This window comes from Citrobacter sp. Cpo012 (assembly GCF_030333015.1).
Lineage (GTDB): Bacteria > Pseudomonadota > Gammaproteobacteria > Enterobacterales > Enterobacteriaceae > Citrobacter > Citrobacter portucalensis.
Map to the genome: position 1 here is coordinate 170,004 of NZ_JAOWGR010000030.1, position 21,090 is coordinate 191,093.

Consider the following 21,090-nt stretch of genomic DNA (forward strand, 5'->3'; position numbering starts at 1 on the left):
CTTGCTCCGGCGTACTCGCGCCGGAGCACTTATGCTACACTGCGCACCTGTTTTTTTGCCGGTGGTACCAAGTGGCTTATTTTCCCGACGCCTTTCTGACTCAAATGCGTGAAGCAATGCCTTCCACGCTCTCATTCGATGAATTTCTCGCTGCCTGTCAGCGCCCGTTGCGCCGCAGCATTCGCGTCAATACGCTGAAAATCTCCGTTGCCGATTTCCTCGCGCTGACAGCACCTTACAACTGGTCTCTCACCCCGGTTCCCTGGTGTACTGAAGGCTTTTGGATCGAGCGCGATGATGAAGAGTCAGTGCCGCTCGGCAGCACCGCAGAACATTTAAGCGGCCTGTTTTATATTCAGGAAGCCAGTTCAATGCTGCCAGTCGCAGCACTGTTCGCCGAAGGCAATACCCCGGAACGCGTAATGGATGTTGCGGCAGCCCCCGGCTCCAAAACCACGCAAATTGCCGCAAAAATGAATAATCGAGGCGCCATTCTGGCGAATGAGTTTTCTGCCAGTCGCGTCAAAGTCCTGCATGCCAATATCAGCCGTTGCGGGATAGCCAACGTCGCCCTGACCCATTTTGACGGACGCGTATTTGGCGCTGCGTTGCCGGAGTCATTTGATGCCATATTGCTCGACGCACCGTGTTCCGGTGAAGGTGTGGTGCGGAAAGACCCCGATGCGCTAAAAAACTGGTCTGTAGAAAGTAATCTGGAAATTGCCGCGACCCAGCGCGAATTACTCGACAGCGCCTTCCACGCCCTGCGTCCCGGTGGCACATTGGTTTACTCGACCTGTACGCTTAATCGTGACGAAAATGAAAATATCATGCAGTGGTTGATTGAGGCCTACCCTGATGCCGTCGAGTTTTTACCTCTGGGCGATTTATTTCCGCAGGCCGAACGCGCCCTGACGCCGGAAGGATTCCTGCATGTATTCCCGCAGATTTACGATTGCGAAGGTTTCTTCGTTGCGCGTTTGCGCAAAACAGCTGCAATCCCTGCACTACCTGCGCCGAAGTACAAAGTCGGTAACTTCCCGTTTAGCCCGCTTAAAGGGCGCGAGTCTGCGCTAGTCACGCAAGCCGCGAGCGCTTGTGGACTGCAGTGGGAAGATAATTTGCGCCTGTGGCAGCGCGATAAAGAGATCTGGCTGTTCCCAACTGAAATTGAACCTCTAATTGGCAAGGTTCGCTTTTCTCGACTTGGGATCAAACTGGCCGAAACCCACAATAAAGGGTATCGCTGGCAGCATGAGGCCGTTATCGCCCTCGCCGACCCGAACCACAGCCATGCATTCGAACTGACCCTTGCCGAAGCGGAAGAGTGGTATCGCGGTAGAGATGTTTACCCGCAAACCGCACCGACGACTGATGACGTACTGGTTACGTTCCAGCATCAGCCGATCGGTCTGGCAAAACGCATTGGATCGCGACTGAAGAATAGTTACCCGCGCGATCTTGTCCGGGATGGCAAACTCTTTACGGGATAACGCACGTTTTTACTGGCGCTTTTGCTAACGTTGACTACGCTGAAAAATGGACGGCCTAACTGGTCGTACCACAACCAGCAAATTAACGGAGAGCACGATGATGAAAACCAGTGTGCGCATTGGCGCTTTTGAAATCGACGACGCCGAGTTACATGGCGAATCGCCGGGGGACCGAACGTTAACCATTCCGTGTAAATCCGATCCGGATTTATGTATGCAACTGGATGCCTGGGATGCCGACACCAGCGTCCCGGCCCTGTTGAACGGAGAACATTCAGTACTATTTCGCGAACACTACGATCGTAAGTCAGATGCCTGGATCATGCGCCTTGCCTGATTCAAAAAGAACCCGTCGCCAGACGGGTTATTTCTTGGTTAATTTCCCTCATCTATCAACATCTTCTACACTACAGGTATGGCTTTACCATTTGAGGATGGAATGTTCACGCTGGTTCTTTTTGTGTGCTATCTGGATGGCGGTTGTGAAGATATCGTGGTTGATGTCTACAAAACTGAGCAGCAGTGCCTGATATCGATGGACGATCAACGTATTCGTAACGGCGGATGTTTACCTGCGGACGACTACATCGACAGTTTCTGGCATCCGGCCCAGGAATACAGCGATTTTTGATTATTGCAGTTGTACCAGCGTTAACTCGCCGCCGAATACAGCACCGGTATCAATATAGTGTAGATTCTCGCGATCCAGCCGATGGCGCAACGGCGTGTGACCAAACCAGAAGTGATCCGCGCCGTGAATCGCACAACCACTGTTCATCAGTCTCGAGCGGTCCCACAGCACGCGCTGTAAATCGATCTCTTTTAGCCACTGATAATCATCATCCGGGTAATCGGCATGAGCAATAACGTGTATACCGTTCTGACAATGCAGCTCCAGAATCCAGGGTAACTGCCAACACGCTTCAAGAGCAAATTTCGCTGCCGGTTGCTCCGCCTGCTCGAACCACGAGCCTCCATTCATAAACCACATGAATTGATCCCCCGTCGCCAGCGCGTCCAGCGCCATCTGTTCATGGTTCCCCCTGACCGCGACAATCCAGCGTTTACGCAGTAGTTTCAGACAACGCAAACTGTCTGGTCCACGGTCGATAACATCCCCCACTGAAACCAGCAAATCCTGCCAGGGATCAAAACGGTACTGGCGAAGTTTAGCCATCAGCATCGAGAAGCATCCGTGGATATCCCCAACCACCCAAACGTGGCGCCACTGCGTACCGTCGATTCGTTGATAGATATTGCCAGGTCGTCCCATGTCGCCTCCAGAATACAAGGGTACCTGGTTATAATTTTAGCAATGATGGCAAAAAAGCCTGGACGATCGTGGGCAGGAGTATGGTATGGTTTATGGAGAATGCAGCATGCGATACGCCGTGTTTTGCCCTGGATGGCATCGCATTCGCCACATAAAAAGAGACCGAATACGATTCCTGTATTCGGTCCAGGGAAATGGCTCTTGGGAGAGAGCCGTGCGCTAAAAGTTGGCATTAATGCAGGCTAAGTTACCCTGCCATTTAAGAATAGATGACAGCGCCAGGTTTTCCAGTCCGCGACTAAAGTGGCCGGAAAAAAAGGACGTCTGTTACGCATCCAAACGCGAAAACCGCAAGTTCTCCTGCGAGATCCTTGCGGTTTTTTATTGGAAATCAGAGCGCTACATCTGGCAATTAGCAGAGCTTTTCTGCACGCTCTACAAACGGTGCCAGGCTCATTTTTTCGCCCGGTTTCGCAGGATCATCGATCTGGATAATCTCGATCGGCTTTGCCGTGACTTTTCCGCTCTCCACCTGCTGTCTGGCGACATCATTCAACGGGTATTGCACCAGCGTACTGGGATTGATGACATACAGCGCGTTACCTGGACGGCAGGTCAGCATCACCTCTTCCCGATTAAACGCCCACTTATCTTTGCCAACCTCAAAACGGCTGACGGTAATGACCTGCGGCGCAGCCAGCGCGGTTCCGGTACTTGCCAGGAGTAATAAAGAGATAATGATTTTTTTCATGCGTTTCGCCAGTCCATCAATCAGAAAGGTTCAAGGGTTGCAAACAAGCTGACAATCGCCAGCACAACGGCTCCTATGCCCCATTCCAGCTTGGTCATCCAAATAAAATAGAGAGTCATGCCGCGGTTATCCTGCCGCATGCGTGGTACCAGAACATACCGATTCACCAGCGCAATCGCCACCATTAACATGACCAGGGCACCTTTTAACAAAAGCAGTCGCCCGTAAGCCATGTGCCAGGGAACAGAAAAACCGACAATAAACAGCGCATTCATAATACCGGTTAGTAAAACACCGATAACGAAAAGATGCCCATAGCGTGAGAAGCGCATCATGGTACTGATGGCCTGTTCCCGCCAGCGACCTTGCGCCATTCGCATACAGTAAAGTACGGGCAGCAAACCGCCGAACCAGGCGGCAGCGCATACCAAATGTAAGGCGTGGTTAACCTGCTGGATTGCGCCAGGGATACCGCTGTGCAGCGTCGCATGTCCGACGCCAGCCAGCAAAATAAACTGCGCAATTGTCAGCATTAACAGCAGTCGCGGCATGCTACGCGGCACCATGATGTTCACCACCAGCGTGACCAACGCGAGGATAATCTGCCATAACCAGACGCCGCCAAATTGCGTTTGCAACACGGCGAGCCAAACATCAGTAGAGACAACATCCCGCCAGCCTGAGCCCATTAACCCACCCTGAATCGCCAGCATCAGCGTCGCGCTGATAAAGCTCCACGTCGCAGCATGCCGTTGCAGACGTAAAAAACGACGCATCATTAAACGACGAACCGAAACGGGGGCCAGCCATGCGCCGTAAAGCGCACAGCCAAACACCAGCATCAAAGCGGTAAAATGGATAAACCGTAGCGCAACCCAGGTAAATGCCAGCATTGGTTATTTCACGCTAAAGGTATATTGCCCCTTCGTCTTGTGACCATCCACGGAGACAACGTGCCAGTCGACCGTATATTTTCCTGCTTCAAGCGTTTGATCAAGCGGAACAATCAGCTGCGTTTTGTCCTGCTCACTGCGCGATGCCTTGCCCGTTTTGATCTGTTCTTTGTTAGGACCGGTCAGCGTTGCACCGCTGAATCCCGGCTCTACGCCTTCAGAAAAATTCAGCGTCAACGCCTGAGGAGATGCCGCCACTTCAGCGTTAGCCGCCGGACTTTGTTTTGTGAGGTGGGCATGCGCCAATGCCGCAGGTGTTGCCAGAACGCTGGCGAGTACGATGAGCGCGTTGCGAAGCATAGATGCAGATGAAGCCATTTCAACTATTCCTTTTTGTTATGTCTAACCTGTAGAGAATAACCTTCTACAATGGTCGAGTCGAGAATCATCATTTCTGTCTTGCCATTAACGCACACTCTTAGTAACTTTGCGCGCCGAAAGACAGAGAAAAGGAGAAGCCCATGAACATCAATCTGGCCAAACTTGAGCAAGCGGAAATGGACAAGGTCAATGTCGATCTGGCTGCGGCTGGAGTGGCATTTAAGGAGCGATACAATATGCCCGTTGTTGCAGAAGTTGTTGAACGCGAACAGCCAGAGCATTTACGCGACTGGTTCCGCGAAAGACTCATTGCGCACCGCCTGGCATCCGTTTCGCTTTCACGTTTACCATACGAGCCTAAAGTTAAATAAAACTTATATTACGTTACGATTCCTTACATGACGCCTGCTACAGTATAAGCATATTCTTAATCCACACATTAAGGATGGTTGTAGACACTATGAAAAGGAAATCATTATGTCATACTGGAAAATCGCAGCAGCACAATACGAACCTCTTCACACCTCAGTTACCGAACATGTCGCGCATCACCTGCAATTCATTCATGCGGCAGCTCAATGCCAATGTGAATTGCTGGTCTTCCCTTCCCTCTCATTGCTGGGTTGTGTTGATGAGAATGACGCGCTTCCTGCCCCACCCGATGAAGCGCTGTTAGAACCTCTCGCACATGCCGCCGCGACTTATCGCATGACGATAATTGCGGGACTACCGGTAGAACATAACAACCGGTTCGTGAAAGGCATTGCGCTTTTCTCTCCCTGGATGACTTCGCCATTAACCTTCCATCAGAGCCACGGGGCTTGTATTGCCAGACAGCGAAATGCCATCAGCGTTGTAGATAGCCAACCGGAAGGCATTGATATCGACCCGGCTTATTCGCTATTCACCAGCTGCCAGTCAGTCAGTGAACCGGAACTGCTCTCCTCTACATCTCGCCTACAAAGTTTCTCACATAAATTTGCCATCGCGGTATTAATGGCCAATGCGCGGGGTAGCAGTGCGTTATGGGATGAACGAGGTCGATTGATTGTTCGCGCAGACAGCGGTTCGTTGCTGTTAACCGGCCAACGCACGCCACGGGGTTGGCAAGGTGATATCATTCCATTACGCTAGTCGTTTTGGGTCAGGAGCATGGCATGTTGCGCATAATAGATACAGAAACCTGTGGTCTACAGGGAGGCATTGTTGAAATTGCTTCTGTCGACGTGGTTGATGGAAAAATAGTCAACCCCATGAGCCACCTGGTACGCCCCGACCGCCCCATCAGCCCACAGGCGATGGCTATCCATCGCATTACTGAAGCAATGGTGGCCGATAAGCCATGGATTGAAGACGTCATCCCGCAGTATTACGGCAGCGAATGGTACGTTGCGCACAATGCCAGCTTTGACCGCCGCGTATTGCCCGATATGCCCGGGGAATGGATTTGCACCATGAAGCTCTCCCGTCGGTTGTGGCCGGGGATCAAATACAGCAACATGGCGCTGTATAAATCGCGCAAGCTGAGCGTCCAGACGCCAGCGGGTCTCCACCATCACCGCGCCCTGTACGATTGCTACATTACTGCGGCACTGCTGATCGACATCATGCAGACGTCAGGCTGGACAGCCGATCAAATGGTCGATATTACCGGCCGTCCCGCGTTACTCACTACTTTCACTTTTGGTAAGTACCGCGGAAAACCGGTATCAGAAGTAGCTGAACGCGATCCGGGCTATCTGCGCTGGTTATTTAATAACCTTGACAATATGAGCCCGGAACTGCGATTAACGCTAAAACACTATTTGGATCACGCCTGAGCAGGCAGCGTTCCCTGCGCCAGTCCAATCAAAAAAGCGTACTCAAGGGCCACGCCTTCGTAAGATTTAAAACGCCCGGATTTACCGCCGTGTCCGGAATCCATATCCGTGCAAAGTAGCAGCAAACGATCGTCCGTTTTCAGCTCACGCAGTTTTGCCACCCATTTTGCTGGTTCCCAGTATTGCACCTGGGAATCGTGTAATCCCGTCGTGACCAGCAGATGTGGGTATGCCTGCGCGGTTACATTGTCATACGGGCTGTAGCTTTTCATATAGGTGTAATACTCTTCGTCCTGCGGATTACCCCACTCTTCAAACTCACCGGTCGTCAGGGGAATTGATTCATCGAGCATTGTGGTTACCACATCGACAAACGGCACCTGAGCAATAACACCATGGAAGCGTTCCGGGCGTTCATTAATGGCGACGCCCATTAACATGCCTCCGGCGCTTCCGCCCATGCCATAACATAACTCAGGCGCGCCATAGCCCATTTTTAGCAACGCATCACAGACGTCGAGGTAATCATTAAAAGTATTTTTCTTGTGCAGAAACTTACCGTCCTCGTACCACTGTTGTCCTAATTCACCACCACCACGCACATGGGCAATAGCATAAACAAAGCCACGATCCAGTAAGCTCAAACGGCTGCTGCTGAAATCGGCATCCATGCTGGCACCATATGATCCATAGCCATAAACCAGTAACGGATTTTTTCCTTTCAGAAAATACTTTTGATGATAAACCAGCGAAACCGGAACCTCGGTGCCATCACGCGCAGTTATCCATAGGTGTTCGCTACGGTAATTCGCCGCATCAAATCCGGGGACCTCCGTCTGCTTAAGCACACGACGTTCCCCGGTGTCCATATCCAGTTCAAACAACGTGTCCGGGGTGGTCATGGAGGAATAGCCATAGCGCAGACGCGATGTCTCCGGCTCTGGATTATAGGCAAGCCAGGTCACATAAGCCGGATCGTCAAAGGCGATCCCGACCACTTCGCGCGTTTTACGATTAATCTGTCGTAGGCTGGTTAAGCCCCGCTGACGCTCTTCTACCACCAGCCAGTCAGTGAATAGCGTAAAGCCCTCGAGCATCACGTTGTCGCGCGCAGGGATCAGCGTCTCCCAGGCTTGCTCATCACGAACGCGGGTACGATACAGGCCAAAATTTTTCCCCTGACGGTTGGAGCGCAGATAAAAATTGTGTTGATAGTGATCGAGACTGTATTCATGGTCTTTGCGTCGCGCTAAAAAGACCAACGGTTCGGCATCCGCCAGTTCTGCGTCAAGCAGTAAAACCTCACTGGTGGTCGCGCTGGCGATATGAATAACCACATAGTGTAGCGAGGTGGTTTTATGCAGGCTGACATAAAACATATCATCGGCTTCTTCATACACCAGCTCATCCAGTGACGATGGCGAGCCGACCGTATGTCGCCACACCTGATACGGCAATAACGTTGTTTCGTGCTTGCGCACGTAATAGAAAGTCTGAGAATCATTCGCCCAGACCAGATCCGCTTCGACGTTTTCCAGCACTTCCGGATACCAGTTGCCGCTTTGCAGGTTGCGAAAACGCACGCCATATTGCCGGCGAGAGAGATAATCTTCCGCCAGCGCCATGATGGTGTTATCCGGAGATATCGCCAGTCCTCCCAGCGTATAAAACTCGCTGTGTGCCGCGCGCTGGTTCCCATCCAACAGAGTATCCCAATCATCCCATTCTTCATTGAAAGCAGACTGACGCTGATAAATAGCATATTCGCACCCCGGTTCATAAATATGCCGGTAGCGATAACCATTCTTCACATAGGGGGCGGAAGCATCCTGAGGCGGGATACGGTCGATAATCTCTTTCAGGACGCGATCCTGCAAAGCCTGCTGCGAGGCCATAACCTGGCGGCCATAAGCATTTTCTTGTTGCAGATAATCCAGCACTTCTGGCTGCGAGCGGGTGTCATCTCGCAGCCAGTAATAATTATCAACACGAGTATCGCCATGCTGCGTCATGGCGTGGGGAATACGAGAAGCTTTTGGTAGCATGTCATTGTTCTTTTGCTTAAACATCCTATAAGGGTGGCAAAAGACAGCAATGATGCAAGCGAAACATGCGCCTTAGCGGTAAGTAATTAACCCGGTAAAGCCTGTTTTTGTTCTTTGAGATCCTGTTCAATGCCTTCACGAACATCCTGCGGGATCTTCAACGCATCACCCAGCGCATTGAGATAGCTACGCTCCATAAAGTGGTCAATATCAATCGCCGCACAGCTCAGAAAGTAAATTTCTAGCGCTTCTTCTTCGTTGCGGATCCCTTGCGCCAGGCGCTGGGGATCTAACGGTTGTTCAATGGCTCGTTCAATCAGAACGCGGCCCTGCTCTTCCACGCCCGCTTCACGAAGCTGCTGCTCAATGGCCGCTCGTTCTTTAGCATCAATATGACCGTCGCTTTTCGCCGCAAAAACCAGCGCCAGGATCAGACGCTCGGTTCGCTCATCCAGCGGTGAGCTTTGTACGCCGAACTGCGGCTCATCCTGATGCGCAGCGCGAACTTTATCTTTGTATTTGTTCCATAACACGGTACCGGCAACCGCGCCGCCGCCCACCAGAAGCGCGCTGGTGCCGTATTTACTCAGTAATTTACGTGAAGATTTGTTGGCAACCAGTAATCCTGCCAGACCGCCTAACGCGCCTGGAACCAGAAGTTTACTCAGCCCTTGCTCGCCAGAAGATGACGTGGGGGATCCTTTTTGCCCAAGAAGAGATTGTAGTTGATTCAGCCAATTAGCCATTTTGCCCCTCAAGTACAGACGAATAATCATCAAAGCGTACCCGAGGGGATGTCAGGAAGTGTTCAGGTCATCAAAAGATGTGCAAATACCTGCGTTACTGCGGCTGATATTCCGCCGTTCCGGCTTTGCAGTCGACTTTTACCTGATAGTGAATATCCGCGCTTTTACCGCGAACCGTCAGGGGAACTGACCATTTCCCGTCTTTGCCCGTAATATCGGGCGTGTTGACCCAGGCGACAGGGTCGGCTTGCCCGACGAGTTTTTGATCGTCAGCCCAGCGCGCGATGCGATTTTGCTGATAGTCACGTTTCACGCTTGCCGCAATACCGTCAGCATCCAGCCCTTCGCACTTGGGGAACTGAACATTCTTGCTTTCCATATTTGCCGCAAATACCGATACGCTGGCAGACAATAACAGCAGGCTCAATAACGCTCTTTTTTTATACATTCTTTTCTCCTTAATCTCCCCTTCATCCTTCAGGTTGCCTGCGGCAACGTGAAATTACGTCAGGGATTGCACAATGATTCAGGGAAAAGCATGGTACAAAACGTCAGGAGCGCAAGTCGTTTCAGGCAGCCTGAGTATCATCCTCAGTGTGCGCGTCGTTTTCGACCGCCTGCGGCGATGGCAGTTTGCCATTTTTCAGAATGGCGCTCAGCACATCCTTTTGCTCAGCCAGCCACAGGGAAAGTGCTTCACGCTGCTCGTCTTCGAGCGCTACCGGCGATTGTTCCAGCCATGTGTCGAGCAAATCCGCTGTGTCCAGCATTTTGTCATACGCATCGGCTTCCTTTTTGCTGGTAAACGACATTTTTTCCTCACCTTCCCGAATGACTACGTATTTAACTTCAACCGCCATTTTTGCAGCCTCTCAAATTACCTGTATTTATGTACAGTATATTCTTTTTACGCCTCGAAATCAACCTGGTAATAAAGACAGACGCAAACGTTTTCGTATATACTGCGCCCAGATAAAACAGGGGATTAATTTATGACGTTATTAGGCACAGCGCTGCGTCCCGCAGCAACGCGAGTGATGTTATTAGGTTCAGGTGAACTGGGTAAAGAAGTGGCGATTGAATGCCAACGCCTGGGTGTGGAAGTCATTGCCGTGGATCGTTACCCCGACGCGCCAGCCATGCACGTTGCCCATCGCTCCTACGTAATTAACATGCTGGATGGCGAGGCATTACGCCAGCTTGTCGAACGTGAAAAACCACATTACATCGTGCCGGAAATAGAGGCGATTGCCACGGATATGCTGATCAAACTGGAACAGGAAGGTCAACACGTTGTGCCTTGCGCACGAGCGACCCAACTGACCATGAACCGGGAAGGAATCCGTCGCCTCGCAGCCGAAGAATTGTCTTTACCCACATCATCTTTCCGTTTTGCAGACACCGAAACACGATTTCGTGAGGCCGTTGCCGAAATCGGCTATCCCTGCATTGTGAAGCCGGTAATGAGTTCCTCCGGGAAGGGGCAGAGCTTTATCCGTTCAGCCGATCAGCTCACCGAGGCGTGGAACTATGCTCAACAGGGAGGCCGGGCAGGCGCCGGACGCGTTATCGTCGAAGGCGTAGTGAATTTTGATTTTGAAATCACCCTGCTAACCGTCAGCGCCGTTGATGGTGTGCATTTCTGCGCGCCGGTAGGTCATCGCCAGGAAGATGGCGATTATCGCGAGTCCTGGCAGCCGCAGCAGATGAGTGACCTGGCGCTGGCGCGCGCGCAGGAGATTGCCCGCAAGGTGGTACTGGCGCTGGGCGGTCACGGACTGTTTGGCGTGGAGCTGTTTGTCTGCGGTGATGAGGTGATTTTCAGCGAAGTCTCCCCTCGCCCTCACGACACGGGTATGGTGACCTTAATTTCGCAGGATCTGTCTGAGTTTGCCCTGCACGTACGTGCATTTCTCGGTCTGCCCGTTGGCGAAATCCGCCAGTATGGACCTTCTGCTTCCGCCGTTATTCTGCCGCAACTTACCAGCCAGAATATCACGTTTGATAACGTGCAAGCCGCTGTAGGTGCGGGTATGCAAGTGCGTTTCTTTGGCAAGCCGGAAATCGACGGGAGCCGTCGTCTGGGCGTTGTGCTGGCCACAGCACAGAGCATTGAAGATGCGGTGATACGCGCGAAAGACGCAGCCGCACAGGTGAAAGTCGCAGGATAAAAACCAGACCCGTAGGCCGGATAAAGCATTGATGCCGTATCCGACCTACGGTTTACGCATTAACGGATTACTGCTTCGCGCCTTCTACTGCTTCACGAGCCAGCTTAGTAATGCGATCGTAATCCCCCGCTTCCAGCGCATCTGCCGGAACCAGCCAGGAGCCGCCGATGCACAGCACGCTTTTCAGTGCCAGGTAATCGCGGTAGTTAGCCGGGGAAATACCACCAGTTGGGCAGAAACGGACCTGAGAGAACGGACCCGCAATCGCCTGCAGTGCTTTAGTACCACCGTTCGCTTCCGCCGGGAAGAATTTGAATTCTTTCAAACCGTAGTCCATACCCAGCATCAGTTCAGAAACGGTGCTGATACCAGGGATCAGCGGAATAGTGCCTTCGGTTGCAGCCTTCAGCAGCGGCTCGGTCAGGCCCGGGCTGATAGCAAACTGCGCACCGGCTTCGGTCACTTCAGCCAGCTGTTGTGGGTTCAGTACGGTACCCGCGCCAACGATAGCGTCTGGAACTTCTTTGGCGATCGCGCGAATGGCATCCATCGCACATGCGGTACGTAAGGTCACTTCCAGAACGCGCACGCCCCCTGCAACCAGCGCTTTTGCCATCGGCACCGCGTGTTCCAGTTTATTAACCACAATAACCGGTACAACCGGGCCAGTGGTCAGGATTGCTTCTGCACTTGTCTTCCAGTTTTTCATCAGAGTTTTCTCTCGCCTGATTACAAAATAAGTCTTAAAAAGTGATACAGGTTGCGCCCTGCTCCGCACCGGACAGCTTTTCACGCAACGCGCTGAACATTTCACGGCCTGTACCCACGCGCGATGCGCTGAGGTCAGGAATGTGAGGCTGACGAGAGGCAAGTTCCTCTTCATCAACCAGCAGCGTCAATTCACCTGTCTGTCCATTCACACGAATGATGTCGCCATCGCGTACTTTTGCCAGCAACCCGCCATCATAGGCTTCCGGGGTTACATGGATTGCTGAAGGCACTTTACCTGAAGCACCTGAAAGTCGTCCATCTGTAACTAACGCAATTTTGAAACAACGGTCCAATAATACACCAAGTGGCGGCATGAGTTTATGTAATTCTGGCATTCCGTTCGCTTTTGGTCCCTGATGGCGCACAACCACCACGCAATCCCGATCAAGCAGACCCGCATCGAAGGCCGGTAACACATCATGCTGACTTTCAAAAACAACCGCGGGCGCTTCAATTACCTGATTTTCTACCGGAACCGCCGACGTTTTCATCACAGCACGTCCGAGGTTACCGCTCAGTACTTTGGTACCGCCGTGGTGGGAGAATGGCTGATCGATGGTAGCAATCACATTGCTGTCCAGCGACTTCGCCGCCCCTTCACGCCAGTCCAGCTCACCATCGTTGAGCCAGGGTTCCATGGTGTAACGCGATAAACCAAACCCGGCAACGGTGTTCACATCTTCATGCAGCAGACCCGCGTTCAGCAGTTCGCGCATTAACACCGGCACGCCACCCGCTGCCTGGAAGTGGTTAATATCTGCCGGACCATTCGGATACAGACGCGCCATCAACGGCACGATATCGGACAGATCGGAGAAGTCGTCCCAGTTAATCAGAATCCCGGCTGCGCGCGCCATCGCAACCAGGTGCATTGTATGGTTGGTTGACCCCCCGGTCGCCAGCAGCGCGACAATACCGTTCACCACTACTTTTTCATCGATCATTTTACCGATCGGCATCCATTCATTGCCGTTGCCGGTCAGACGCGTTACCTGACGAGCAGCCGCGGCGGTCAACGCTTCGCGCAGCGGGGCATCCGGGTGTACGAATGAGGACCCTGGCAGTTGCATCCCCATAAACTCCACCACCATCTGGTTGGTGTTTGCCGTGCCATAGAACGTACAGGTCCCCGGTGCGTGATAAGACGCCGCTTCGGATTCAAGCAGCGCCATGCGATCGACTTTGCCTTCAGCATACAGCTGACGGATACGCACTTTTTCTTTGTTCGCCAGACCGCTCGCCATCGGGCCGGAGGGAATAAAGATCGAAGGCAGATGACCAAATGACAGTGCCGCCATCACCAGACCCGGGACAATTTTGTCGCACACGCCAAGGAATAACGCGCCGTCGAACATATTGTGTGAGAGGCCGACAGCAGCCGACATCGCAATCACTTCGCGACTCAGCAACGAAAGCTCCATCCCATCCTGTCCCTGGGTCACACCGTCGCACATCGCAGGAACACCGCCAGCGACCTGGCCTACCGCATTGGCTTCATGCAGCGCTTTACGAATGATGTCCGGATAATGTTCGTACGGCTGATGCGCGGAAAGCATGTCGTTATAGGAGGTAATGATCGCGATATTGTTACGCAGCATGCTTTTCAGCGAGGCCTTGTCATCCGGCTGGCAGGCAGCAAAACCATGCGCCAGGTTACCGCACGCCAGCTGTGAACGATGAACGGTAGTCGATTTCGCTTGTTCAATACGGGCAAGGTAGGCGGAACGCGTGTCGCGAGAACGTTCGACAATACGTTTTGTTACGCGTAACAAATTCGGATTCATAGAGGCTCCTAAAATTTATCTGTCAGAGCGTTGGATCAACAATGTGTTTCAGTTGGGTTAAAAGCAGCTGAATCGCTTGTTAGCCGTAGCTCAGGGGCAAAATCGTTTCAGGCAGTGTAATAAAAAAAGCCCCGCGGGTGAATCCACGCGGAGCTTAAAAGTGCAAAAATTATTCTACAATCTGTGTTAGATCATGTTACCGGTAAAATAACACCTATGGGCTAGATGATATTTTACTCGAATTCGTTCCAGGAACGACCATCACGGGTGATCATGGCCACAGAAGCAACCGGTCCCCAGGTGCCTGCCTGATACGGCTTCGGCGCGTCGTTGTCCATCGCCCAGGCTTCGGTAATGGAGTCGACCCACTTCCATGCTTCTTCAACTTCATCACGGCGCACAAACAGCGCCTGAATGCCGCGCATCGTTTCAAGCAGCAGGCGCTCGTAGGCGTCGGCAAGGTGCGTCTGGTTGAAGGTTTCTGAATAGCTCAGATCAAGCTTGGTAATTTGCAGATTATGCTTGTGATCCAGACCCGGCACTTTGTTCAGTACCTGGATATCGACACCTTCATCAGGCTGCAAACGGATGGTCAGCTTGTTCTGCGGTAGATCCTGCCAGGACTCTCTGAACAGATTCAGCTCAGGCGTTTTGAAGTAAACCACCACTTCAGAGCACTTGGTCGGTAAACGCTTACCGGTACGCAGGTAGAACGGTACGCCCGCCCAGCGCCAGTTATCGATATCCACACGGATCGCCACAAACGTTTCCGTGTTGCTGCTCTTGTTCGCGCCTTCTTCTTCCAGGTATCCCGGAACTTTTTTGCCCTGGGCAAAACCGGCGGTGTACTGACCACGAACTGTCTTTTCACGTACGTTCGAACGATCGATACGACGCAGTGATTTCAGTACTTTCACTTTTTCATCACGGATGCTGTCTGCGCTCAGATCGGACGGCGGAGACATCGCGATCATGCACAGGATCTGCAGCAGGTGGTTCTGGATCATGTCGCGCATTTGACCGGCCTGGTCAAAGTAGCCCCAGCGCCCTTCAATGCCCACTTCTTCCGCCACGGTAATTTCTACGTGGTCGATAGTGCGGTTATCCCAGTTATTCACAAACAGGGAGTTGGCAAAACGCAGTGCCAACAGGTTCAGTACCGTCTCTTTGCCGAGATAGTGGTCGATGCGGTAAACCTGGCACTCTTCGAAATACTCGCCAACCTGATCGTTGATTTCACGGGATGTTGCCAGTGACGTGCCCAGCGGTTTTTCCATCACCACGCGGGCAGGCTTAGCATTCAGCTTTGCTTCACCCAGACCTTTGCAGATCGCGCCAAAGGTGCTTGGCGGCATTGCGAAATAGTTGATGGTGGTACGCGATTTTTGATCCAGCATTTTGCCCAGACGCTTAAACGCGGCGGTGTCGTTGACGTCCAGGTTACAAAACTCAAGACGACCGCTGAGGGTTTCCCACAACCTTTCATCAATTTTTTCTTTCATGAAGGTTTCGAGCGCTTCGCGCACAACCTTGGTATAGGCTGCTTTGTCCCAGTCGGCACGCCCAACCCCAATGATGCGGGTATCCGGGTTAATCTGGCCGGCCTTTTCCAGTTGATACAGGGAAGGCAGCAATTTCCGTCGCGCCAGGTCGCCCTTCGCGCCGAAAATGACCAGATCACATGCCTGGGCTGTTTGCGTTACCGCCATGTCATTCTCCTCAATTAAGTGCCTGGTGCTTTTGCCAGACACTGGTTGTAATTTTATTACAGTGCACTGTACTGCTTTTACGTGAATCCGGAAACCGTAAACGCTTATCCAGCCGTGCTGTTACCGCGAACAGCCGCTTTATTGGCGTATAACCCATCAAAATGGATAAAAAAGTCGTCTTTTTCGTACCCATGAAGAAGTATGAAAATCCGACTCCGATCATGTAATGAAAAAAAACAACAACTATTTTGTCCATTTTGCCCCGTTGCTGCACTAGCAGGGGTACTATCTACCAGAGTTACCGCTCGATTTCTCCTTATCGTTGAAATCGTTTTTGCCCATGACCCATGAGTCTACCTACATCATGAATATGCTGGAAAAAATCCAGTTAAAACTGGAACATTTGAGCAAGTCAGAGCGTAAAGTCGCCGACATTATTCTTGCCTCTCCCGAGCGGGCAATTCACTCAAGCATCGCTACGCTTGCTGTAGAAGCCAACGTCAGCGAACCGACGGTGAACCGTTTCTGTCGTAGCATGGATACGCGCGGCTTCCCTGATTTTAAACTGCATCTGGCACAAAGTCTGGCAAATGGTACCCCTTATGTTAATCGCAATGTGGATGAGGATGACAGCGTAGAATCTTATACGGGGAAAATCTTCGAATCGGCGATGGCAAGCCTTGACCACGTTCGTCAGTCGCTGGATAACGCGGCGGTAAACCGGGCGGTAGATTTGTTAACCCAGGCGAAGAAAATCGCCTTCTTTGGTTTAGGTTCTTCCGCCGCGGTCGCACACGACGCGATGAACAAATTTTTCCGCTTTAACGTACCGGTAATCTATTCCGACGACATTGTCCTGCAACGGATGAGTTGTATGAATTGTAGCGACGACGACGTCATTGTGCTTATTTCTCATACCGGAAGAACCAAAAGTCTGGTTGAACTGGCGCAGTTAGCAAGGGAAAACGACGCTATGGTTATCGCCCTCACCTCTCCCGGCACGCCACTGGCGCGTGAAGCCACGCTGGCTATTACCCTCGATGTACCGGAAGATACTGACATTTATATGCCCATGGTCTCTCGACTTGCTCAACTGACCGTGATAGATGTGCTGGCTACAGGATTTACTTTGCGCCGAGGGGCAAAATTTAGAGATAACTTGAAGCGTGTCAAGGAAGCGCTCAAGGAATCGCGTTTTGATAAAGAATTACTCATCAAGAGTGATGACAGCTAAAAGCAATAACAATGTTCTACCCTTTTATCATCCGGGTCGTTCATTTTACCGTTAATGTTTGAGAACGGCCGGATTAATGTTCACGCAACACCTAGTTGTTTCAGTCAACGGAGTATTACATGTCCAGAAGGCTTCGCAGAACCAAAATCGTTACCACGTTAGGCCCGGCAACTGACCGCGATAACAACCTTGAGAAGATTATCGCCGCGGGTGCGAACGTCGTACGTATGAACTTTTCCCACGGCTCTCCAGAAGATCACAAACTGCGGGCGGATAAGGTCCGTGAAATTGCCGCAAAACTGGGACGTCATGTAGCTATTTTGGGTGACCTGCAGGGACCTAAAATCCGCGTATCTACCTTTAAAGAAGGTAAAGTTTTTCTTAATGTTGGCGACAAGTTCCTGTTAGACGCCAACCTCGGTAAAGGCGAAGGCGACAAAGAAAAAGTCGGCATTGATTATAAGGGACTTCCTGCAGACGTCGTGCCTGGCGATATCCTGCTGCTCGACGACGGGCGCGTACAGCTTAAAGTGCTGGAAGTTCAGGGCATGAAAGTCTTCACCGAAGTCACTGTCGGTGGCCCGCTGTCCAATAACAAGGGCATCAACAAACTGGGCGGCGGTCTCTCTGCTGAAGCCCTGACCGAAAAAGACAAAGCCGACATCATTACCGCAGCGCAAATCAGCGTTGACTATTTGGCTGTCTCCTTCCCGCGTTGCGGCGAAGATCTAAACTATGCCCGCCGTCTGGCGCGCGACGCCGGTTGCGATGCGAAAATTGTCGCCAAGGTAGAACGTGCAGAAGCCGTCTGCGACCAGAATGCGATGGATGACATCATCCTCGCTTCTGACGTAGTGATGGTAGCCCGTGGCGACCTGGGTGTTGAAATCGGTGACCCTGAGCTGGTAGGTATTCAGAAAGCGTTGATTCGTCGTGCGCGTCAGCTGAACCGTGCGGTCATCACCGCCACACAGATGATGGAGTCGATGATCACCAACCCAATGCCGACTCGTGCGGAAGTGATGGACGTGGCTAACGCCGTCCTCGACGGCACCGATGCCGTGATGCTCTCTGCCGAAACAGCAGCAGGTCAGTACCCGGCGGAAACCGTCGCGGCAATGGCGCGCGTTTGCCTGGGTGCAGAGAAGATCCCAAGCATCAACGTCTCTAAACACCGCCTGGACGTGCAGTTTGATAACGTTGAAGAAGCGATTGCGATGTCAGCGATGTACGCTGCTAACCACCTTAAAGGGGTCACTGCTATCATTGCTATGACGGAGTCCGGTCGTACTGCGCTGATGACTTCTCGTATCAGTTCCGGTCTGCCAATTTTCGCGATGTCTCGTCATGAACGTACGCTGAATCTGACCTCTCTGTATCGCGGTGTCACCCCGGTTCACTTTGACAGCGAAACAGATGGCGTCGTTGCCGCCAATGAAGCAGTGAACCTGCTGCGTGATAAAGGCTATCTGGTTTCCGGCGATCTGGTGATCGTGACACAGGGCGATGTGATGAGCACTATTGGCTCAACTAACACCACGCGTATCCTGACCGTCGAGTAACGCCAGCGTTTGATGTAAAAAAGCCTCTCGTTTGAGAGGCTTTTTTTTATTTCTTCGGATAAAGATCTTTGCGCTTATAGGGCTCAATCTCGCCGGGTTTACGCGTCTTAAGCAGTTTCAGTATCCAGGTATATTGTTCGACATGAGGCGTGACAAAAATTTCCACCTCTTCGTTCATTCGTCTGGCAATGGTGTGGTCATCCGCTGTCAGGATGTCATCCATCGGAGGACGGACCTTAATCGTCAGGCGGTGAGTTTTACCGTCATACACCGGAAACAGCGGCACTACACGCGCGTGGCAAACCTTCATCAAGCGACCAATTGCCGGTAACGTTGCTTTATAGGTAGCAAAAAAATCGACAAACTCACTGTGCTCAGGCCCATGGTCCTGATCCGGCAAGTAATATCCCCAATATCCCTGACGTACAGACTGAATAAACGGTTTGATGCCATCATTACGCGCATGTAATCGACCTCCGAAACGACGGCGTACCGTGTTCCAGACGTAATCAAATACCGGGTTTCCCTGATTGTGGAACATTGCTGCCATTTTCTGTCCCTGGGAAGCCATCAGCATCGCCGGGATATCTACGCCCCAGCCATGAGGAACGAGAAAAATCACTTTTTCATCGTTGCGGCGCATCTCTTCGATGATTTCAAGGCCCTGCCAGTCAACCCGATTCTGAATTTTCTCCGGCCCTCGCAGGGCGAGTTCCGCCATCATGACCATCGCCTGAGGGGCGGTCGCGAACATCTCATCAACAATGGCTTCGCGCTCAGCTTCGCTGCGTTCAGGAAAACAAAGGGATAAATTGATCAGCGCTCTGCGACGTGAGCTTTTTCCCAAGCGTCCAACCATCCGTCCGAGCTTTGCCAGAATAGGATCGCGAAATGACGCCGGCGTTAACGCAATCCCAGCTATCGCCGCTACACCCAGCCAGGCGCCCCAGTAGCGCGGATAGCGAAATGATTTATCAAACTCAGGGATATACTCAATATTCTTTTTTTTCGTTTCCATGCTCTTCCAGTGTCTGGTGCGGCAAAAAGTAGATCTGCTGATAGTGTAGCGGCGCACGATGCGCCGTACAAAATAAAAAAGCCGGCACGCATCGCGTACCGGCTTTATCAGTGTGCTAATTAATCAAAACGTAGCTGAGGCATAACTTCTTTCACCTGCGCCAGATAATCGGTGCGATCCGAGCCGGTCAGACCTTCTGTACGCGGCAGTTTCGCCGTCAGAGGGTTCACGGCCTGCTGGTTGATCCACACTTCGTAGTGCAGATGCGGACCTGTTGAACGCCCGGTGTTACCTGACAGCGCGATACGATCGCCACGTTTCACTTTTTGACCTGGTTTCACCAACAGCTTACGCAGGTGCATATAACGGGTGGTGTAGGTACGACCATGACGAACCGCAACATAGTATCCGGCAGCGCCGCTACGCTTCGCTACGACCACTTCACCATCGCCTACCGACAGTACTGGCGTCCCCTGCGGCATCGCAAAGTCGACACCTTTGTGCGGCGCTACGCGTCCAGTCACCGGATTCAGGCGACGCGGGTTAAAGTTCGAGGAGATGCGGAACTGTTTCGCCGTCGGGAAACGCATGAAGCCTTTCGCCAGCCCGGTACCGTTACGGTCATAGAACTTACCGTCTTCAGCACGGATGGCGTAATAGTCTTTGCCTTCAGAACGTAAACGCACGCCCAGCAACTGGCTTTGCTCGCGCTTACCGTCCAGCATTTCGCGAGACATCAGCACTGAGAACTCATCGCCTTTTTTCAGTTTGCGGAAATCCATCTGCCACTGCATGGCCTTAATCACCGCGCTGATTTCAGAGCTGGTCAGTCCGGCCTCTTTGGCGCTGGCGACGAAGCTTCCGCCCACCGTGCCTTTGATACGGCTGTTAACCCAATCGCCCTGCTGCATTTCACTGCTCATTTTGAAACCTGTCGCAGTGCGATCGTAAGTGCGGGTTTCACGGCGGGACACTTCCCAGGTCAGACGCTGCAGGTCACCTTCCGCGCTTAAGGTCCAGGATAACTGCTGACCAATTTTCAGATTGCGCAGTTCTTTATCGGAAGCAGCGAGCTGACTGATGTCGCCCATATCGATGCCGTACTGATTCAGAATACTGCTCAGCGTATCGCCTGTGGAGACGACATACTCATGCACGCCGGCTTCACCAGACGTTTTGTCATCCAGTTCATCCTGCGGAATGGCTTCGTCTTCCTGCGCGGCCTGATCGATAGGTTCACTGGCCTCAGGCAACAGTGAACGAATCTCGCTTTTTTCCAGCTCGATAGTTTTAACGATGGGTGCAGAATCGGGATGGTAAACATAAGGCCGCCAGACGGCGACGGCCAATGTCAGTACGGTAAGCGACCCCAGCATAACGCGATGGGGTCGCGGCAGATTATTAAATGCCAGAGCGACAGAGCGGGCTATCTGTTGCAC

The 21,090-nt window shown here is 52.1% G+C and carries 22 protein-coding genes; 9 read left to right on the forward strand and 13 right to left on the reverse strand.

The features are described 5' to 3' along the window. Positions 1-71 precede the first annotated feature (71 nt). The 3 genes from rsmF to OGX90_RS03040 all read left to right on the forward strand — a co-directional run bounded on the left by rsmF (position 72) and on the right by OGX90_RS03040 (position 2,124). Entirely contained in the window at positions 72-1,493 is a 1,422-nt protein-coding gene (rsmF, locus tag OGX90_RS03030) for a 16S rRNA (cytosine(1407)-C(5))-methyltransferase RsmF (protein WP_286623119.1), read from the forward strand. Positions 1,494-1,593: 100 nt separating this feature from the next. After that, the gene (locus tag OGX90_RS03035; RefSeq protein WP_029139506.1) at positions 1,594-1,830 is read left to right on the forward strand and encodes a YebV family protein; all 237 of its coding nucleotides are present in this window, start codon (positions 1,594-1,596) and stop codon (positions 1,828-1,830) included. A 102-nt stretch (positions 1,831-1,932) separates the two neighbouring features. Further along, the gene (locus tag OGX90_RS03040) at positions 1,933-2,124 is read left to right on the forward strand and encodes a YdfD/YebW family protein (RefSeq protein WP_003034941.1); all 192 of its coding nucleotides are present in this window, start codon (positions 1,933-1,935) and stop codon (positions 2,122-2,124) included. Here OGX90_RS03040 and pphA read toward each other — a convergent pair whose 3' ends face one another. The 4 genes from pphA to yobA all read right to left on the reverse strand — a co-directional run bounded on the left by pphA (position 2,125) and on the right by yobA (position 4,788). After that, entirely contained in the window at positions 2,125-2,766 is a 642-nt protein-coding gene (gene pphA, locus OGX90_RS03045) for a protein-serine/threonine phosphatase (RefSeq protein WP_048235214.1), read from the reverse strand. 412 nt (positions 2,767-3,178) lie between these two features. Then, complete coding sequence (locus OGX90_RS03050) at positions 3,179-3,517, reverse strand: YebY family protein (RefSeq protein ID WP_048235206.1); 339 nt, start codon at positions 3,515-3,517, stop codon at positions 3,179-3,181. Between the two features lie 20 nt (positions 3,518-3,537). Continuing rightward, a complete protein-coding gene (copD, locus tag OGX90_RS03055) occupies positions 3,538-4,410 on the reverse strand; it encodes a copper homeostasis membrane protein CopD (protein WP_235127353.1) in 873 nt (290 codons plus the stop codon). Positions 4,411-4,413: 3 nt separating this feature from the next. Next, positions 4,414-4,788, reverse strand: coding sequence for a CopC domain-containing protein YobA (gene yobA, locus OGX90_RS03060; RefSeq protein WP_003833799.1), 375 nt, complete (start codon positions 4,786-4,788; stop codon positions 4,414-4,416). A gap of 143 nt (positions 4,789-4,931) precedes the next feature. Between yobA and OGX90_RS03065 the strand changes: the two genes are divergently transcribed. From OGX90_RS03065 to exoX, 3 genes are all read left to right on the forward strand, one after another. Beyond that, positions 4,932-5,162 carry a DNA polymerase III subunit theta gene (locus OGX90_RS03065; RefSeq protein ID WP_003034925.1) on the forward strand — a complete coding sequence of 77 codons (231 nt, stop codon included), beginning with the start codon at positions 4,932-4,934 and terminating at the stop codon, positions 5,160-5,162. Between the two features lie 106 nt (positions 5,163-5,268). Continuing rightward, positions 5,269-5,925: a carbon-nitrogen hydrolase family protein gene (locus OGX90_RS03070; RefSeq protein WP_008785043.1), complete on the forward strand. Its 657-nt coding sequence runs from the start codon at positions 5,269-5,271 to the stop codon at positions 5,923-5,925. 23 nt (positions 5,926-5,948) lie between these two features. Next, a complete protein-coding gene (exoX, locus tag OGX90_RS03075; protein WP_003833802.1) occupies positions 5,949-6,611 on the forward strand; it encodes an exodeoxyribonuclease X in 663 nt (220 codons plus the stop codon). Here exoX and ptrB read toward each other — a convergent pair. From ptrB to yebG, 4 genes are all read right to left on the reverse strand, one after another. Then, positions 6,602-8,656 (reverse strand): oligopeptidase B, encoded by a 2,055-nt coding sequence (gene ptrB, locus OGX90_RS03080; RefSeq protein ID WP_174771466.1) that lies wholly within the window; start codon positions 8,654-8,656, stop codon positions 6,602-6,604. The two genes, exoX and ptrB, sit on opposite strands and share 10 nt — an antisense overlap. A gap of 86 nt (positions 8,657-8,742) precedes the next feature. Beyond that, a complete protein-coding gene (locus OGX90_RS03085; protein WP_008785046.1) occupies positions 8,743-9,402 on the reverse strand; it encodes a tellurite resistance TerB family protein in 660 nt (219 codons plus the stop codon). Positions 9,403-9,496: 94 nt separating this feature from the next. After that, complete coding sequence (yebF, locus tag OGX90_RS03090) at positions 9,497-9,850, reverse strand: protein YebF (protein ID WP_020996626.1); 354 nt, start codon at positions 9,848-9,850, stop codon at positions 9,497-9,499. A 121-nt stretch (positions 9,851-9,971) separates the two neighbouring features. Beyond that, the gene (gene yebG, locus OGX90_RS03095; RefSeq protein WP_032943780.1) at positions 9,972-10,262 is read right to left on the reverse strand and encodes a DNA damage-inducible protein YebG; all 291 of its coding nucleotides are present in this window, start codon (positions 10,260-10,262) and stop codon (positions 9,972-9,974) included. Positions 10,263-10,394: 132 nt separating this feature from the next. Between yebG and purT the strand changes: the two genes are divergently transcribed. Continuing rightward, positions 10,395-11,573: a formate-dependent phosphoribosylglycinamide formyltransferase gene (gene purT, locus OGX90_RS03100; RefSeq protein WP_079934737.1), complete on the forward strand. Its 1,179-nt coding sequence runs from the start codon at positions 10,395-10,397 to the stop codon at positions 11,571-11,573. 67 nt (positions 11,574-11,640) lie between these two features. Here purT and kdgA read toward each other — a convergent pair whose 3' ends face one another. From kdgA to zwf, 3 genes are all read right to left on the reverse strand, one after another. Next, on the reverse strand, positions 11,641-12,282 hold the full coding sequence (kdgA, locus tag OGX90_RS03105) for a bifunctional 4-hydroxy-2-oxoglutarate aldolase/2-dehydro-3-deoxy-phosphogluconate aldolase (protein WP_003034901.1): 642 nt from the start codon (positions 12,280-12,282) through the stop codon (positions 11,641-11,643). Between the two features lie 34 nt (positions 12,283-12,316). Then, positions 12,317-14,128, reverse strand: coding sequence for a phosphogluconate dehydratase (gene edd / locus OGX90_RS03110; protein ID WP_008785050.1), 1,812 nt, complete (start codon positions 14,126-14,128; stop codon positions 12,317-12,319). Positions 14,129-14,361: 233 nt separating this feature from the next. After that, positions 14,362-15,837 (reverse strand): glucose-6-phosphate dehydrogenase, encoded by a 1,476-nt coding sequence (zwf, locus tag OGX90_RS03115; RefSeq protein ID WP_048216177.1) that lies wholly within the window; start codon positions 15,835-15,837, stop codon positions 14,362-14,364. A gap of 364 nt (positions 15,838-16,201) precedes the next feature. Between zwf and OGX90_RS03120 the strand changes: the two genes are divergently transcribed. Further along, positions 16,202-17,071 (forward strand): MurR/RpiR family transcriptional regulator, encoded by an 870-nt coding sequence (locus tag OGX90_RS03120; protein ID WP_125362639.1) that lies wholly within the window; start codon positions 16,202-16,204, stop codon positions 17,069-17,071. 119 nt (positions 17,072-17,190) lie between these two features. Beyond that, positions 17,191-18,633: a pyruvate kinase gene (gene pyk / locus OGX90_RS03125; protein WP_003034890.1), complete on the forward strand. Its 1,443-nt coding sequence runs from the start codon at positions 17,191-17,193 to the stop codon at positions 18,631-18,633. A gap of 46 nt (positions 18,634-18,679) precedes the next feature. Here the strand turns inward: pyk and lpxM are convergent, their stop codons facing one another. Then, positions 18,680-19,651: a lauroyl-Kdo(2)-lipid IV(A) myristoyltransferase gene (gene lpxM, locus OGX90_RS03130; RefSeq protein ID WP_020996628.1), complete on the reverse strand. Its 972-nt coding sequence runs from the start codon at positions 19,649-19,651 to the stop codon at positions 18,680-18,682. A 119-nt stretch (positions 19,652-19,770) separates the two neighbouring features. Beyond that, positions 19,771-21,090 carry a murein DD-endopeptidase MepM gene (gene mepM, locus OGX90_RS03135; protein ID WP_003833825.1) on the reverse strand — a complete coding sequence of 440 codons (1,320 nt, stop codon included), beginning with the start codon at positions 21,088-21,090 and terminating at the stop codon, positions 19,771-19,773.